Source organism: Methanomassiliicoccus sp., from assembly GCA_033485155.1.
In the GTDB taxonomy this organism is placed as follows: Archaea; Thermoplasmatota; Thermoplasmata; order Methanomassiliicoccales; family Methanomassiliicoccaceae; genus UBA6.
Map to the genome: position 1 here is coordinate 1 of JAWQJJ010000007.1, position 15006 is coordinate 15006.

A 15006-nucleotide genomic window follows, 5' to 3' on the forward strand; every position below is an offset into this window, starting at 1 on the left:
ACGTGGTTACTGGAAACACCATCACCAACTGCCCCTCCTTCGGCATCCGCGTGTACAGCGGGAGCGGCAACACCATCTCGCCGAACACCTTCTCCGGGAACGGCCGAGACACTGGCTAGATCGATTCGATGTTCTGTCCCTCTGGTCTCCCCGGCCGCCGCCTGTCAGATGACGTTGGGGCATCTTGATGGAGGTACCGCATGTATCGCGAGCTCGAGGTCAAGGTGCTCCCAAATTGCGTATGCTGACCATCCCAGGTTCGACCCACGCATCGAGCCTTTGGCGTCGTGTCTAGGGTCCGATTTACAATCATCCTATATTCTTTTATAGAACGTTCAGAAATCCACACAAGGGTGTTGGGATGGGCATAGATTCCCTCAAATCCACTTAGCTTCCATCCCAACGCCTATACCGCTATTCACGTACTGCGTATATTATTTCTGTTACGATAAAACGAATGCTCCCTCCCTTGAGTACTTCCTCCTTTACTTTTATCATCATTCATCCTGGGAGTTAGAGGCTCACCGGCTCTTATGCGTGGAAGTGATCATGGTCGGTCAAGTCGTTGTCTCAGTACCGGCGGAATCTCGTCCGGTTCCTGTAGATCATGAACCCTACCACGGCCGTCGATGCAATCACGAACACGAAGATGTAGACGATGAGCAGTGGGCCGACATCGAACGGGGTCTCGGTCACCGGGGAGGTGGTCTGGTTCGATTGCGAAAGGACCGTAATGGTGATCAAGTCTCTGGCCGTGTTGCCCTCGGAATCGGTGGCCACTACCCTCACGGTGTAGGTGCCGGGATCGTTGTACGCATAAGTGAAGGAGTCCCCGTTGTAGGTCCCCCCGTCCCCGGTGGTCCAGGCGTAAGAGTACGGGCCGTTTCCGCCCGTCACGGTCGAGGTGAAAGTTGTGCTCAGAGGGGCCACCCCATTGGCCGTCGAGCTGCCGATCCGAACGGTGAAACCTGACACTCCCGCCTGAATGATGACGTCGGACGAGGCGGAAGTGCCTAGGCTGTCGGTAACCTCCAAGGTAGCGGTGTATGTGCCAGCAGTGGAAAACCGGTGATCGAACGAGGCGTCGTTCCCCATAGATCCGTCGCTGGTGGTCCAAACATAGCTGTACGGAGGTATACCCCCCATCACGGAGGACGTGAAGCTTACCTCAAGGGGCACCGTTCCGCTCTGGGGATCGGCCTGGGCGGTCACATTTAGGAGGGGGACCTCATCGATGGTGAAAGGGGCGGAGAAACTCAGTGTCGGGCTGATCAGGTCTGATGTGGTTACGTTGACGATCGCATCGTAGGTGCCGGGATCGACGTTGGGAGTGGTGAAGGACCCCGTCAGATTGGTGGTCTTACCGGCATCCACTTTCATTTCTCCGTCGAGAGCGACGACTGCAGTTGTATTTCCCCAGTCGATCTCGTAGGTGGCACTCTCGATGGATATGGAGAGCAATAGGTTCTTGTTCGTGAGCTCAACGCTGATGTTGACCTTTTGTTTAGGATATGCGGAATCGGGGCTAACGGCGACCGAACCGCTCCAGGCCGCTTGAGCCTGGTCGGTGGATATGAACAGACAGCTGACGAATGTGGCGGCCAGCAGCAGGGCCGTAACGGTCACGGTGCCGATCTTTTTCACGGAATCGCCGCGGGCACGAGTTACAGGAACTTAATATTTCCTCAGGCTATAAATGGCTCCGGGCTAGGGCGGGCGATGAGTGAAGATCGCTCACGATCAATAAGGACGAGCAGCCCGAGGGATGGTCGGGGCTCGACCCCGGCCATCACCCACCCTGCGTCGTTCGGATGACCATGACCGGACAGGCGGCGAACCGCACCACCTTCTCGGCCACGCTGCCGAGTAGGAAATGCTTCATTCCCGTCAGTCCCCTGGTAGCCATCAGCACGAGGTCGTGATCCTTTGATGCTTCAATGATGTCAAGGGCCGGGGATCCCCGCCGAACGATCGCTTCAGCCTGGACCCCTGCCTCCCGGGCTGCCGCCATCGCCGTCTCCGCTGCGGCTTCGGCCGCTTTCTGTTGGTAGGAATACACGTCCGGCATCCCCAGTCCCTGCTGAATGCTCACCGCCGCCTGCACGTCGATGATGCTCATGATTGTCACCTTGGCCCCCAGGCTCCTGGCCAGCTCCAAGCCTTGCACCACGGCCGCCTGGGCGTTCTTGCTCCCATCGGTGGGGATCAGAATCTTCCTGTAGAGCGCCATGGGATCACCCTAGCACTTTTCCTTCCGATATTCCGTTCGGTTCGCGTCTCACGATAGCAAAAGGAAGGATGGTGGGGATCACTTCCCACCCTCCTTGTTCGGTCTAAGGATATCGGCGATGGGGCCCTCTGCCCCAGCCGGGGTGCTCGCCGGTTCGGCATCGGTAGCGTGGTACTCCTCAGAGCTCTTCAGAGGCACGTTCTTAATAAGCAAGCTCACCACCAAGACGGACAGGACGATGAACGACCCGAGGAAGAAGGCGTAGGTGATGCTGTCGCTGAGCGCCTGCCTGATGATCTCCAGGACCGGAGCGGGGATCTGAGCCGTTGTGGTCAAGAGGAGCTGGCCCAGACTGTTAGTGTCCGTCGGCAACATGGCCATCTGGGCGGGGGTGAACTTGCCGAAGAGCTCTGAAGCCATCCTCGAGTTGACGATGCCGCCCATGAAGGCGACGCCCACGGTGCCGCCGATGCTCCGGAACAGGCTCATGGAGCCGGTGGCGATCCCCATCTGCTTCTTAGGCATTACGTTCTGCGCGGCCACGATGTAGTTGGACATCAGTGCACCTAGGCCGGACCCGGTGATGACCAAGTAGATGATGGCCTCGGTCGAGGAGCTACCGGAGCTCAGCGTGGACAGGAGGTACATGCCCAGTGCGGAAACGGGAGGACCGATGACTAGCCAGACCTTGTAGCCGGTCCTCTTGAGCAGCAGGCCGCTGCCGATCGAAGTCACCATCGCCCCCAGCATCAGGGGTATGATGAGCTCGCCGCTGTTGCTGGCGCTCATGCCCACCACTGCCTGCAGGAAGAGCGGGAGGTATGAGATCACACCGAACATGCCGAAGGCCATGATGAACAGGCCAATGCTGCCTAAGCTGAAGATCGGCTCCTTGAACAACCACAGGGGTAGGATCGGATCGGCCGCACGCTTCTCTATTGTTATGAACGCGTACAGGCAGGCGACGGACAGTGCCGTCAACCCGATGATCTCGGCGCTGCCCCAGGCGTAGGTGCTGCCTCCCCAGGTGACCACTAGCAGCGCCGGCGCCAGTGTGCCGATGAGCGTCAGCATGCCGGGGTAATCGACCGGCAGATTGCTCTTGTTGGCCAGCTGGGGAAACTTCATGGATGTGACCAGCACTGCGAGTAGCCCGACCGGCAGATTCACATAGAACACCCACCGCCAGTCCATGTTGTCAACGATGTACCCACCCATCAGGGGCCCCACGATGGTGGCCAAGGCGAACACACCGCCCAGCAGGCCCTGGATCTTGCCCCGCTCGGTCGGAGCGTAGAGATCGGCGACAGTGGCCATGGAGATGGGCATCATGGTACCGGCGCCTAAGCCCTGGATGAACCGGCAGGCGATCAGCATTTCCATCGATTCCGACATGCCAGCCAGGAACGAACCGGCCATAAACAGGGCCATGCCCGTCAGGAACACCGGTTTGCGGCCGGAGCGGTCCGACAGCTTGCCGGCGATGGGTATGACCACGGTCTCCGCCAGCATATAAGCGGTGAACAACCAGGAATATAGGCTCATGCCCCCTAGATCGCTCACTATCTTCGGCAAAGCGGTCCCCACCACAGTCTGGTCCAAGCTCGCCAGCAGCATGCCGAGTGCCAGCCCGAGCATGATGAAGGACCGGCTTCGGGTCTTCTTGTACCTCGCCGCCTCCTCGTCGCTGAGGGTGGCGGGGCCCTTGATAGTCTTGTTCTTACTTCCGAACATCGTTACAACCTTCGAACATCATTTTTTAAACAACCCCGGGGGGAAGCAACCGATCGTTGACCACAAAGCTCCCGGGCTTCATTCCCAGCACCCGCTCGGCGAGGAACACAAGGACTTGATAGTACTCTCTCATTTCCTCCACGGTCCTCGTCTCAGGAAGCGCATTGCCCAGTCCGTGGGCCATGGAGAGGATGGCGATGGCGGTTTGACGGGGATACTTCGTATCGAAGACCCCCTCCTCCACCCCTTGAACGATGATTTCCTGCATTGCCTCGGTCATGAAGTCCAACGCCCTTTTCTCCATTGACAACTGGAGAGCCTTGTTCCGCTCCTTTTTAAAGTAGGCCATTATAGTCGAGGAGCGGCAGGTGACATCGCGCTTGGCAGCCAGGAGCTCGGCCATTCGCTCGATGGCATTGAGGCCTTTTCTTTCCATGGCCCCGGTCACTGCCGATTCGATCTCATCCTGCAGCCTCTCGTAGAGGATATCCAGGACCTCCTCCTTGGAGTCGAAATAGTAGTAGAAGAGGCCTTTTGCGACCCCCAAGCGGGCGACGATGTCATCGATGGAGGTTTTCTCGAAACCTTTCTCGTTGAACAGATCGCGAGCTGCCTGGATGAACTCGTTTCGTCGGTCTTGGGGGGGTTTAGAGGTTCTGCTCATGTGTTATCGACTGACCGTCAGTCAAAACTGAGGGAGTATATATACATTATCGCTTGAAGGTCGAGCCCCGTTCTCACGCCTGATTGATAACCATCGACAGGCCGACCAGGAAGGCAAAAGGGTTTTATCGGCCATCGGGCCTGAGGAGTCACCATGTTCCTGACCAGGGAAGAGGAGGCCATGCTGGCCGGTGAGAAGGGGGAGGGCACCAGGACGGCCATGGAGTTGTTGGTCGCGCTGGGCGACATATACGAGGCCAAGAGACTGGTGCCAATCGCCTCGGCTCACCTGTCCGGGGTGTCGTACAAGACCATCGGAGAGGGAGGCATCGGTTTCCTCGAGTCCCTGGCCAAGGACGCCAAGGTCTGCGTGCCTACCACCCTCAACCCCGCGGGCATGGACCGCCAGAAGTGGAGGGAGATGGGAATCTCCCCCCGCTTCGCCGATCGTCAGCAACACATCATCGAGTGCTACGGCCGGCTGGGTGTGAACACCGACTGCTCCTGCACACCATACCTCAACACCAACATCCCCAAGAGAGGTCAGACGCTGGCATGGGCGGAATCGAGCGCTCTTTCCTACGCCAACTCGGTGATCGGGGCGCGGACCAACAGGGAGGGCGGCCCAGGAGCGCTGGCCGCCGCCATCGTCGGCCGGACGCCGGAGTACGGGCTCCATCTGGGCGAGAACCGCCTGCCCTCGGTAGTGGTGGAGGTCGATCTGGAGGAGGTCGACTACTCCCTCCTCGGTCATGCTGCTGGTTCGGTCGTCGGCTCCCGGGTCCCCTACTTCCGAGGCATCCGCCCTACGACGGACCAGATGAAGACGATGGCCGCGGCGATGGCCGCGGCTGGCTCGGTCGCCCTGTTCCATATCGAGGGGGTTACGCCGGAGGCCGACCCCGCCTGGACTAAGGGCCTGGAGCGCATCACGCTGGGCCGCCAAGAACTGGAGGCGGCGAGGAACAAGCTGGATACTGGGAAGGATCCCGAGCTCATCGCCCTGGGCTGTCCCCATCTGTCGGTCGAGGAGGTCCGTACCCTGGCGGCGAGGCTCAAGGGCCGCAAGCGCAAGGGAGACGCGGAAGTATGGTTCTGCACCTCCCGCTGCACCGCGGCTAAATGCTCCCGTGAGCTGGAAGTACTATCGAAGTTTGGTCAGGTGGTGTGTGACACCTGCATGATCGTCACACCCATCGAGGAGCGGTTCAAGACCACCGCCACCAACTCCGGGAAGGCGTGCAGCTACCTGCCCACCCTCTGCTCCCAGAAGGTCGTGTACCGCACCACCGACGGATTGCTGGAGATGATATCGTGATTTTCAAGGGAAGAGGCATCTCTAAGGGGCGAGGAGAAGGGCGAGCGCTGGTGAGCGAGACACCCATCTCCTTCCTGGGAGGCGTGGACCCCTCCACCGGTAACATCGCCGGTCGGGATGGCGCCTCGGTCAAGGACAAGATCTTCGCCTTCCCCCGGGGCAGGGGGAGCACCGTCGGCTCCTACGTTCTCTTGGAGATGAAGCGCCAGGGCACCCTGCCTGCGGCTATCATCAACTCCCTGGCCGAGCCCATAGTGGCCACGGGGTCGGTGATGGCCCGCGTGCCCATGGTCGACCGTATCGACATCTCCATGCTCCGGGACGGCGACCGCGTGATCGTCGATGGGGACCAGGGAACGGTCGAGCTGCCCGATGTGACCGAATCGCATGTCGTCAGCTGCGTGGTGCAGGACGGTGAGCGGCTCCTGCTGCTCAAGCGCAGCGGCAAGGTCGGCACCTTCCAGGGATACTGGGCGGCGGTAAGTGGGTTCGTGGAAAAGGATGAGGTCCCGATGGAGACGGCCCGCAAGGAGCTGAGGGAGGAGACCGGCCTGGAGGTCGATGTCTGCAAGGAGGGCCGAGTAGTCACGGTCAGGGACAAGAGCACCGTCTGGCACGTGCATCCGTACCTCTTCCGAGCCTCCAGTCCTAAAATAGAGATCGACTGGGAGCACACCGAGTTCTGCTGGGTGCGCCCCCAGGAGATGAATGGTTTCCAGACCGTCCCCGGCCTGGTGGAGATCGTTCGCGATCTCCTCTAGAAGGTGACGTCCACTTCCTTCTCCAGCAGGTTGAGCTCGTGGGGGTCCAGGGTCGAAGGGTTCAGCGCCAGCATGAGGATGGAGTGGTGGATGGCCACCTGGTCCCGCAGCGACTGCACGAACCTCAGCACCGTGAGGAAGTTGTTGTTGGTGATGAGGTATTCCAGTCCGTCGAGGAGGATGACTCCGCTGCCCTTGGACAGGAACTGCTCCAACGAGAAGCTAAGCTTCTCCAGGTCCTTGGGTCGTAAGCTGTCCTCCTTGCCGATGTTGGTCAGCCAGATCACCGGCGTCTCCCCGAGGTTGTATTTCGAGCGCACCTTGAGGGGATAGTCCCGGGTGACGCAGAAGCCCTTCATCCCCTTCTCGATCGCTTCAACGAACAGCGAGTACGAGCGTCCGCCCTTCTCCTCCTTGATCAAGTAGGTGAACGACGGCTCGAGGGCGGAAGTGGCTTTCACCGCTTCCTTGCTCCCGGCAGCCTCCTCTCCCTCGTCCTCGGCTTTGGGGATGTCCACGGGGCGATGGCAGGCTGGGCACTCGCTCTCGTAAGGCTGCACCGGTCGCTTGCAACTGCAACACTCGGTGACCCTGGTGAACCCTCCGGCGGCGGCGTGTTCCATGATTGCCTCCACCGTCTTGACCCCCAAGCCCTTGACCGACCGAAGGTCATCCTTGGTAGCCGCGGTTACCTTGTCCACCGAGTCATAGCCGGCATCGTACATCATCTCCGCCTTGAGCTGATTCATCCGGGGGATCCGCTTAAGGTATCCCAGTATGCGATCCCGGTCGTCCGGTGCTGCCGATCGGGGGGCCGCTTCGGCCTTGGCCGGAGCCTCCTGTCGGGACAGGTAGTGGACGATGTTCTTGGCGTCGTTGCGGCTTACTCCGTCGATGTCCGCCAGCGTCGCTTCGTCCATCCCCCTCAGGTCCTCGAGAGAGCCCTTGCCCGCTTTGATCAGGGCGAGGGCGGTCTCCTGGGGCAGTCCGGGCACCTTGGAGAATGTCTTGACCCGCTCCTTCATGTGCAGGGAGGAGAGGGCGATGTCCACCTTGTGCTTCTCCACATCCCAGCTGGCGGTGTGCTCGCCCTTGGGCTCCTGTACGAACTCCAGCTGGAGGGACCGAGTCTCCTTCATTATATGCTCCCTCCACGCCTTGAAGTAATCCTCCAGTTCGGTGGGCGCCTTGACCTCGGCGCGGATGAACTCCTCCACATCCAGCTTCATGTCCTTGCGCATCTGCTGGATACGGCGGATCAGTTCGCGGGTGTAGCCCTCGGCCTCGATCTCGGGTGTGACCTCGAAGTCAATGAACAGATCGCCCTCGGCGAACGGCACGCTGGTGATGTTGTCCGGAAGCGAGGTACTGAATGACACCATGCCGGGCTCGATGCGCACGACTTGGCCCTCGATGCCCAGCGAATACTCGCCCCGTTCGATCGCTTCCTTGACCTTCTCAGCCGGGCGGTTCTTGAGCATGACCGCGATCTTGGCCGACCACTGGCGGTAGACCTTGCCGATGGCGTTGGGGTTGGGGACGACCTCTAGCCTCAGCTCGTTCCAGGTTTCCCCCGCCGGCACATACTCCACGCTCTTGACGTTGGCCTGAGAGAGAAGAACCTCCTCCATCGGCTTCAGTATCTCCATGGTCTCGGCCGACCGGGGCTGGATGATGATGCGCTTCAGTGGCCAGCGGAGCTTGATGTTCTTTTTCTGCCTCTCCTTGGTGATGTCATCCACCAGCTCCTGCATGGTCCGCATGGACGCTTCCAAGCGATCGTCTGCCATGGTGGGGTCGGAAACCGGCCAATCGCACATGTGGACCGATCCCAGGGTACCGTCGAGGGATTGATAGATCTCCTCGGTGATGTGCGGACAGAAGGGGGCGAGCAAGCGTACGGTGGTCATGAGCGCATCGTACAGGGTGATGTACGCCGCCACCTTGTCCATGTCCGTGGACTCGGACCACATGCGGTCACGGATGAGCCGGACGTACCATCGGGACATGTCCTCCAGTATGAACTCCTCGAGAGCGCGGCAGGCGCGGTGCAGCTCGAACGACTCCAGGTTCTTGGTGACCTCCAGCGTGAGCTTCTCGGTGCGCGATGCCAGCCACCGGTCCTCAGGACGCAGGGCGGTCTGGACCGCGACGCGGTCGACCTTGGCCGGCTCGAACTTGTCTATCGACATGTAGGTGGAGGCGAAGTTGACCACGTTCCACAGGATGTTCAGCATCTTGCGGGCATTCTTGACCCCCTCGTGCTGGAAGGAGATGTCCTCCCAGGGAGCTGACACGCGCATGAAGTAGAACCGCATGGCGTCGGCTCCGTACTCGGCGATGACCTTGGCCGGCTCAATGACGTTGCCCTTGCTCTTGGACATCGGCTGGCCTTGTGGATCGAGCATCCATCCGTGCATCAGGACGCTCTTGTACGGGGCCCGGCCGAAGGAGATGCTCGACGAACCGAGCTGGGAGTAGAACCAGCCTCTGGTCTGATCGTGAGCCTCGGTTATGAACTTGGCCGGCCACCATCGCTCGAACTCGGTGCGGTTGCGGGGATACCCAAGCTGGGCCCAGGAGGCAACCCCGGCGTCGAACCAGACGTCCAGGACGTCGCCCACCCGCTTCATCTTCCCCTTGCACTTGTCGCACTTGAGGACCACGCCGTCAATCCACGGGCGATGGAGCTCCATCCCCTTCTGATATCCTTCAGCGCCTTCCAGCTCGTCGGTTGATCCCACTACCTTCATGTGCCCGCAGCTACAGGTCCACACTGGCAGGGGGATGCCCCAGTACCGCTGGCGCGATATGCACCAGTCCCGGGCGTTCATGGTCCAGTCGTACTCTCTCGAGGAACCGGCCCACTCCGGTGTCCACTGCACCTTGGCGATCTCGTCGAGCATGAGGTCCTTGACCTCGGTGACCCTCAGATACCACTGGCTGGTGTTCCTGTAGATGATTCCGGAGCGGCACCTCCAGCAGTGCCCATAGCGGTGCTCGATGGTGCCGCGGTGGAACATCAGGCCCTTGTCCTGGAGGTCCTCCATGATCTGGGCATTGGCCTTCTTGACGTGCATTCCGTAGTAGCGCGCGCCGACGTCCTTGGTGAACTTGCCCCCCTCGTCCACCGGGCAGTATGGATCTAGGCCGAACTCCTTGCCCAACTCGAAGTCCTCGGGACCGTGGCCGGGGGCGATGTGCACCAGGCCGGTCATGTCGGCCTCGACCGTCTGGGAGGGGATGACCTTATGCACCCATTTCCCGCCCATGGACCGCTGCGATTCGACCTCGTCGTACAGTGGGGGAAGGTACTCCAAACCTACGAGGTCATCGCCCTCGATGAGCTGCAGCACCTCGATCTCCTCCCAGCCTTCCAGCTGGCCGATCTGGTCGATGAGGCTTTCCAGCACGATAACGGTGTCCGTATCCCCGCCCTTGTGATAGCGGACCTTGGCATACCGGAAGTCAGGATGGGCGGCGACGGCCATATTGGCCGGCAGCGTCCAAGGCGTCGTTGTCCAGATGAGCAGGGAGACCCCCGCCTCGTCCTTAAGAGGGAAGCGGACGTAGATGGAGGGGTCCTTCTCGTCGGAGTACTCGATCTCCGCCTCGGCCAGAGCGGTCTCGCATCGGGGACACCATGAGATAACCCGGTTGGATGCCGCCAGCAAGCCCTTGTCGTACGCTCTCTTCAGCGTCCACCACGCCGCCTCGATGTAGGAGGGAGCGATGGTCATGTATGGCCGCTCCCAGTCCATCCACACGCCCAGCTCCTTGAACTGCTCGGTCATCTTGACCTGGTGGCTCAAAGCGAACTCCTTGCAGGTGTTGACGAACTTGTCGATACCGTAGGTCTCGATGTCCTTCTTGCTCTTGATGCCGATGGCCTGCTCGACCTTGACCTCGATAGGAAGGCCATGCATATCGTAGCCCGGCTGGTCGCGCACGTTGTGCTTCTGCATCCGCTTGAAACGTACCACGGTGTCTTTGATGGTCTTGTTCCAGGCGGTACCGAGATGAATATAACCTGTGGTGTATGGAGGCCCATCGACGAAGTAGTAGTCAGCTCCGCTAGCGCGCAGCTCCTTGGTCTTCTTGTAGGCGTTGGTATCGTTCCAGAACTTCTGCACCCGTTTCTCGAGATCGGGGGGATTATAATTCGCTTGAACCTGCTTTATCATCGCAGTCCCTTTAGGGCGGGTAAAGTCCTTGCTTATTATAATGATGATGGTTCGCCGGCCTATGCTGGATAACCTTGCATTCCCAAGAGGTGGAACGTTGGCCTATCCCCATCGGTCGAGGCTCGATTGAGACTTGGGCATGACCTCTGCTTTCTTGGCCGGCTTTCGGTTCTCCAGGCGGTCGAGGGCAGCGGTGATCCGGGCCTCTGAGAACTCGTAGCTACCGCACATGAGCTCGATGACCTTTTCCCGCTGGACGGGCTTCCACTCCAACCGGTACTCGTCAATGTGCTCTACACGCAGGAAGATCTCCTTGACCACTTCGACGTCAGGAATACTGGCATCGATCGCTTGAAGCGCTTTCTCCAGCGTGCCCTGCTCTTTGATCAGCTTGAGACCTTTCTTCGGCCCGATCCCCCGGATGCCTCGGTTGTAGTCGGTGCCCATGAGGATGCACAGGTCTATGAGCTGCTCGCGGTCCCTCAGGCCATTTGCCTCCAGCACCTTGGGGAGTTCCACGATCTCGATGTGGATGTCCCGGTACTCCTTGGAACCGGGCATCTTGCGCCGGCCGGTGATGTTGAGGTTGCGCACCAGACGGGGCGCGCCGAAGAGCAGGGAGTCGTAGTCCTGCGACGAGGCTGCCCAAACATGGCCTCGGGAGGCCATGTATGCCGCCTGGGCCTCGCCCTCCTCCGGAGCCTGGACCACCGGGATGCCCAGGTAGGTCAGGAGGATGCGCGACGACTCCACGATGTCGTTGTTAATGCGCGACGACTGGGTGGCCTTGGTGCGCGCCCTCTCGATGTCCCCCTCGGACACCGCTTCCCTCCACTCGTCATGAGCCTTCGTCCTTCGTTCCGATCTCTCCGCCAGTGTCTGGGCCTTCATGGCGTGGGGGTGGCCGTCGAAGATGTATGCCGGCCTGATCCCCGCTTCCAGCAGGTTGATGTTGCGATACAGGAGACCGGTGAGATGGGAGGTCACCCGCCCCCGGGTGTCCTTCAACGGGGTGCCATCTGGCCCCCGGATGATGGATAAGAACTGATAAATGGCATTGTATGCGTCGATGGCCAGGGTTTGGCCGGTAAGGTCCTCGAGCTCCCTATGCTCGGCCTGTACGATGTCCGAAAGGTTGACTCCCATCGTCGAAAAAGAACGCTGGCCCCGGTAATAACGCTTTTGCCCTGCCTCAATCCTTCTTGTTCGGCAGGTACAGAACCATCAGACCCATGGCCATCCAGACAAGCAGGACCATGACCCAGCAGATGTTGATGCTAAGCGCCAGGACAACGACCAACAGGAGCAAGGGCAGTACTATGGCGACGAACGGAATGAACCACTTGGAGCCGATGGGGTCGAATTTCATGGGAACGGGGGATGATTAAATGGCCCGTTAATGAACCTTTGCCGCCTCATCCCCTTTCCGGGAACCTGAACTTTCTCCACTGGTCCATCTCGTGCCCCATGTCCTTGGCCTTGAACAGGGAGCTCCCCGCGGCAAGCACTGTGGCTCCCGCCTCCACGCACTGGCGCCCGGTGCGAGAGTTGATGCCGCCGTCGACCTCGACCTCGGCGCACGATCCCACGGAGTCGAAATATTCCCTGGCCCTGGCAATCTTGGGCACGCATTGGGCGATGAAGGACTGGCCCCCGAATCCCGGATGAACGGTCATCACCAACAAGAGGTCGATATCGTCGAGGTAAGGCAGCACGTCCTCGAACGGTGTCTCGGGGTTCAGGGACAGTCCTGCCTTCTTTCCCAGTCCATGGATCCTTTCAATGCCGGAGCGGACCTTATCGGTCGCTTCCACATGGATGGTGATGCTGTCCGCTCCCGACCGTGCGAACTCGTCTATGTATCGTTCCGGCTCCGCGATCATCAGATGAACGTCGAACGGAAGCCTGGTATGGGGGCGGAGAGCGCTGACCACCCCTGGCCCGATGGTTATGTTGGGCACGAAGATACCGTCCATGACATCGACGTGAATCCAGTCGGCGCCCTCCCGTTCCAGGCGGCGGACCTCCTCTCCCAGGCGGCTGAAGTCGGCGGACAAGATGGACGGCGCGATCTTCGTCATATGCCCAGGCGAAGTGCCTGTTGCTTTTTAAGTCTTAGGGACCACCAGCACGGGAATCTTGGAGTTCTGCACGATCTTCTGCGAAACGCTCCCCATGACCATTTCTCGGAAACCTGTTAGCCCTCTCGTGCCCACCACTATGGCATCATACCGTCCGGCGGCGGTGCTCAGGATGACCTCGGCCGGGTCCCCCAGCTCGACAATAGTGTCGAAGGGGACGTTCCTCTCCTGCAGGTACTCCTTGGCTCGGTCGAATCGGTCACCGGCCAGCACGTTATCTCCGGTGGTATAGGTAGGCTTGGCCGCGAAGCTGCCGGTGTACTTGTCAGAAGCAATGTATATCAGGGTCACCGACGCCCCCAGCTTCTCGGCTAGTGCCGCTGTGAAGCTGGCAGCCTTGTATGAGTCCTCCGAACCGTCGATGCCCAACAGTATTCTCTTTATGGCGTACATATCTTCTCCGAATGAATAATTCTTGCCGCATGGAGATAAGGCTGACGATGGCAACCACTGGAAATCCAATTCAACGGTCTGGTTTGCTGGCTCGGCATCGAGGGGCATGAAAATGGCCGCCCTAGCTGGCCTTGCGGCCGAAGCTCGTCGACGCTGATCCCGATGTACGGTCGGAAGGATGGTCGTTAGTCTCGTGTCTCATCTGCCACCGGCGATTCGTTCGTGCAAGGCATTGGTTCCTCGGCAAGGGATGCTTCCCGGCCAACAAGCGATGGCAGGAGAGCCCCAGGTCGGCCCACTGCTGTTGCGGGAGGCGAGGCGCCTGAAGGACATCACGTACCTGGAGGGCTGCTGCTTCCCGTCCCGTCACCCGTCCTGCGAGGCTTCTGTCGCGAACAGGACGGTCGAAGAATAGCCATTTCAGATTCAACAGTAAATAATGTGCCAATATTTTAGCACAATGATGGGGACCTAGACAGAACAAAAAAATTCCATTATAGGTTCAGTGCTTGGTGACCCATCATAGCATTCCTCGGCCATCAGCTCCTGTTATGGACTCTTGGCGATGGATCGTAATGGCCGTTCGATGTAGTGATCGTGGCCGACGCCAATAATACTGTAGTGATAAGGCCTCGATCTGAGGTCATGGCACATTAATCAAGGGAAGCATTCTTGGGCGACCATCACAGCTCAATAACACAAACGGGGATTGGACTCTGGCCCATGGTGTCGAGGGAGGGTCGATAAATTCCATATCATGGGGGCTTAACTCGAACACCTCCGACCTGCCGAGCTAATGCGTCACGAATCGCAAGGGCGAGAAGTGACAAAACGGTTGTGTTTTTGCACAATGTTCTTTTCATCATGAGATAACATAGAAAAGGGAGCACCACAATTTCAATTGGGGAAGAAGTTGGAAAACGATTCATTATCTGCAGATAGAGTGCAAGCTCGAACCGAACGCCGATGGCCACTGCTGCTGATCATATCTAGCATCGTGCTTGGAATTATCATTTATCCAATCTACCTATTGTTGCCATATGTCGTCACCCAGACCTTCGATTACTACATCTACGCTTCACTTGCCGTTCTTCTGGCTCCCATCCTGTACGTCTGTGGTGTCGTGGAAATGGTTACGGAGAGGAGGGCAGGTGCAAAGGGACGCTATGCACTCTCACAGATCGGCGGCGCAACGTTGCTGGTCGGTGGGCTGTTCGGCGCTGTCACTTTCATCATCTATGCCTACCAGCTTTTTACATTCGATATCCCGATGTCATTAAGCCCATATGATGCGCTTACCTACGTACTGCCAGTAATAGGGGCATTCGGTTCATTACTAGGCGCCTATTTCGCCCTCAAGAGAACATCGTTCAGAGGAGCATTGCTTGCCGGGCTATTCAGCATCTTCTTGACCGGGTATGTATTCCCATTGGCCCTGTTGCCCATAGCTCTCGATATTGAGCATTTCAACAAGTCCGGAGAGAAGAGCGAAAAATAGCCTCATACGGCGTTATATGGTATTGCTAAACACGTGTTCTGGGTCATCGTCATTGAACCGTACAGGTGATGCTACCGGCTCCGG

Annotated in this window: 13 protein-coding genes; 4 read left to right on the top strand and 9 right to left on the bottom strand. The window is 59.1% G+C overall.

Going from position 1 to position 15006, the window contains the following annotated elements; translation table 11 throughout:
• Positions 1 to 570: 570 nt before the first annotated feature.
• The 4 genes from SA339_10300 to SA339_10315 form a co-directional block, all read right to left on the bottom strand.
• On the bottom strand, positions 571 to 1644 hold the full coding sequence (locus SA339_10300; protein MDW5563605.1) for a PKD domain-containing protein: 1074 nt from the start codon (positions 1642 to 1644) through the stop codon (positions 571 to 573).
• A 145-nt stretch (positions 1645 to 1789) separates the two neighbouring features.
• Entirely contained in the window at positions 1790 to 2230 is a 441-nt protein-coding gene (locus tag SA339_10305) for a universal stress protein (protein MDW5563606.1), read from the bottom strand.
• 78 nt (positions 2231 to 2308) lie between these two features.
• A complete protein-coding gene (locus SA339_10310; GenBank protein ID MDW5563607.1) occupies positions 2309 to 3964 on the bottom strand; it encodes an MDR family MFS transporter in 1656 nt (551 codons plus the stop codon).
• Positions 3965 to 3989: 25 nt separating this feature from the next.
• Entirely contained in the window at positions 3990 to 4628 is a 639-nt protein-coding gene (locus SA339_10315) for a TetR/AcrR family transcriptional regulator (protein MDW5563608.1), read from the bottom strand.
• Positions 4629 to 4781: 153 nt separating this feature from the next.
• Here SA339_10315 and SA339_10320 point away from each other — a divergent pair, with 153 nt between their 5' ends.
• Positions 4782 to 5945, top strand: coding sequence for an aconitase X catalytic domain-containing protein (locus SA339_10320; protein MDW5563609.1), 1164 nt, complete (start codon positions 4782 to 4784; stop codon positions 5943 to 5945).
• A 50-nt stretch (positions 5946 to 5995) separates the two neighbouring features.
• The gene (locus SA339_10325; GenBank protein MDW5563610.1) at positions 5996 to 6706 is read left to right on the top strand and encodes a DUF126 domain-containing protein; all 711 of its coding nucleotides are present in this window, start codon (positions 5996 to 5998) and stop codon (positions 6704 to 6706) included.
• Here the strand turns inward: SA339_10325 and ileS are convergent.
• The 5 genes from ileS to SA339_10350 form a co-directional block, all read right to left on the bottom strand.
• Entirely contained in the window at positions 6703 to 10890 is a 4188-nt protein-coding gene (gene ileS, locus SA339_10330) for an isoleucine--tRNA ligase (GenBank protein ID MDW5563611.1), read from the bottom strand. The genes SA339_10325 and ileS overlap by 4 nt on opposite strands.
• A 102-nt stretch (positions 10891 to 10992) precedes the next feature.
• Entirely contained in the window at positions 10993 to 12036 is a 1044-nt protein-coding gene (fen, locus tag SA339_10335; protein ID MDW5563612.1) for a flap endonuclease-1, read from the bottom strand.
• 46 nt (positions 12037 to 12082) lie between these two features.
• Positions 12083 to 12259, bottom strand: coding sequence for a hypothetical protein (locus SA339_10340; GenBank protein ID MDW5563613.1), 177 nt, complete (start codon positions 12257 to 12259; stop codon positions 12083 to 12085).
• A 46-nt stretch (positions 12260 to 12305) separates the two neighbouring features.
• Positions 12306 to 12971: a ribulose-phosphate 3-epimerase gene (gene rpe, locus SA339_10345; GenBank protein ID MDW5563614.1), complete on the bottom strand. Its 666-nt coding sequence runs from the start codon at positions 12969 to 12971 to the stop codon at positions 12306 to 12308.
• A gap of 27 nt (positions 12972 to 12998) precedes the next feature.
• Positions 12999 to 13424, bottom strand: a complete 426-nt coding sequence (locus SA339_10350; protein MDW5563615.1) for a universal stress protein — start codon at positions 13422 to 13424, stop codon at positions 12999 to 13001.
• A gap of 271 nt (positions 13425 to 13695) precedes the next feature.
• Between SA339_10350 and SA339_10355 the strand changes: the two genes are divergently transcribed.
• Positions 13696 to 13839, top strand: a complete 144-nt coding sequence (locus SA339_10355) for a hypothetical protein (GenBank protein ID MDW5563616.1) — start codon at positions 13696 to 13698, stop codon at positions 13837 to 13839.
• 486 nt (positions 13840 to 14325) lie between these two features.
• Positions 14326 to 14922 (top strand): hypothetical protein, encoded by a 597-nt coding sequence (locus SA339_10360; protein MDW5563617.1) that lies wholly within the window; start codon positions 14326 to 14328, stop codon positions 14920 to 14922.
• Positions 14923 to 15006: the final 84 nt, after the last annotated feature.

Bases quoted from the DNA above. Each gene is read 5' to 3' on its own strand.
- SA339_10305 (MDW5563606.1), bottom strand. From the start codon at position 2,230: ATGGCGCTCTACAGGAAGATTCTGATCCCCACCGATGGGAGCAAGAAC.
- SA339_10310 (MDW5563607.1), bottom strand. From the start codon at position 3,964: ATGTTCGGAAGTAAGAACAAGACTATCAAGGGCCCCGCCACCCTCAGC.
- SA339_10315 (MDW5563608.1), bottom strand. From the start codon at position 4,628: ATGAGCAGAACCTCTAAACCCCCCCAAGACCGACGAAACGAGTTCATC.
- SA339_10320 (MDW5563609.1), top strand. From the start codon at position 4,782: ATGTTCCTGACCAGGGAAGAGGAGGCCATGCTGGCCGGTGAGAAGGGG.
- ileS (MDW5563611.1), bottom strand. From the start codon at position 10,890: ATGATAAAGCAGGTTCAAGCGAATTATAATCCCCCCGATCTCGAGAAA.
- fen (MDW5563612.1), bottom strand. From the start codon at position 12,036: ATGGGAGTCAACCTTTCGGACATCGTACAGGCCGAGCATAGGGAGCTC.
- SA339_10340 (MDW5563613.1), bottom strand. From the start codon at position 12,259: ATGAAATTCGACCCCATCGGCTCCAAGTGGTTCATTCCGTTCGTCGCC.
- rpe (MDW5563614.1), bottom strand. From the start codon at position 12,971: ATGACGAAGATCGCGCCGTCCATCTTGTCCGCCGACTTCAGCCGCCTG.
- SA339_10350 (MDW5563615.1), bottom strand. From the start codon at position 13,424: ATGTACGCCATAAAGAGAATACTGTTGGGCATCGACGGTTCGGAGGAC.
- SA339_10355 (MDW5563616.1), top strand. From the start codon at position 13,696: ATGGCAGGAGAGCCCCAGGTCGGCCCACTGCTGTTGCGGGAGGCGAGG.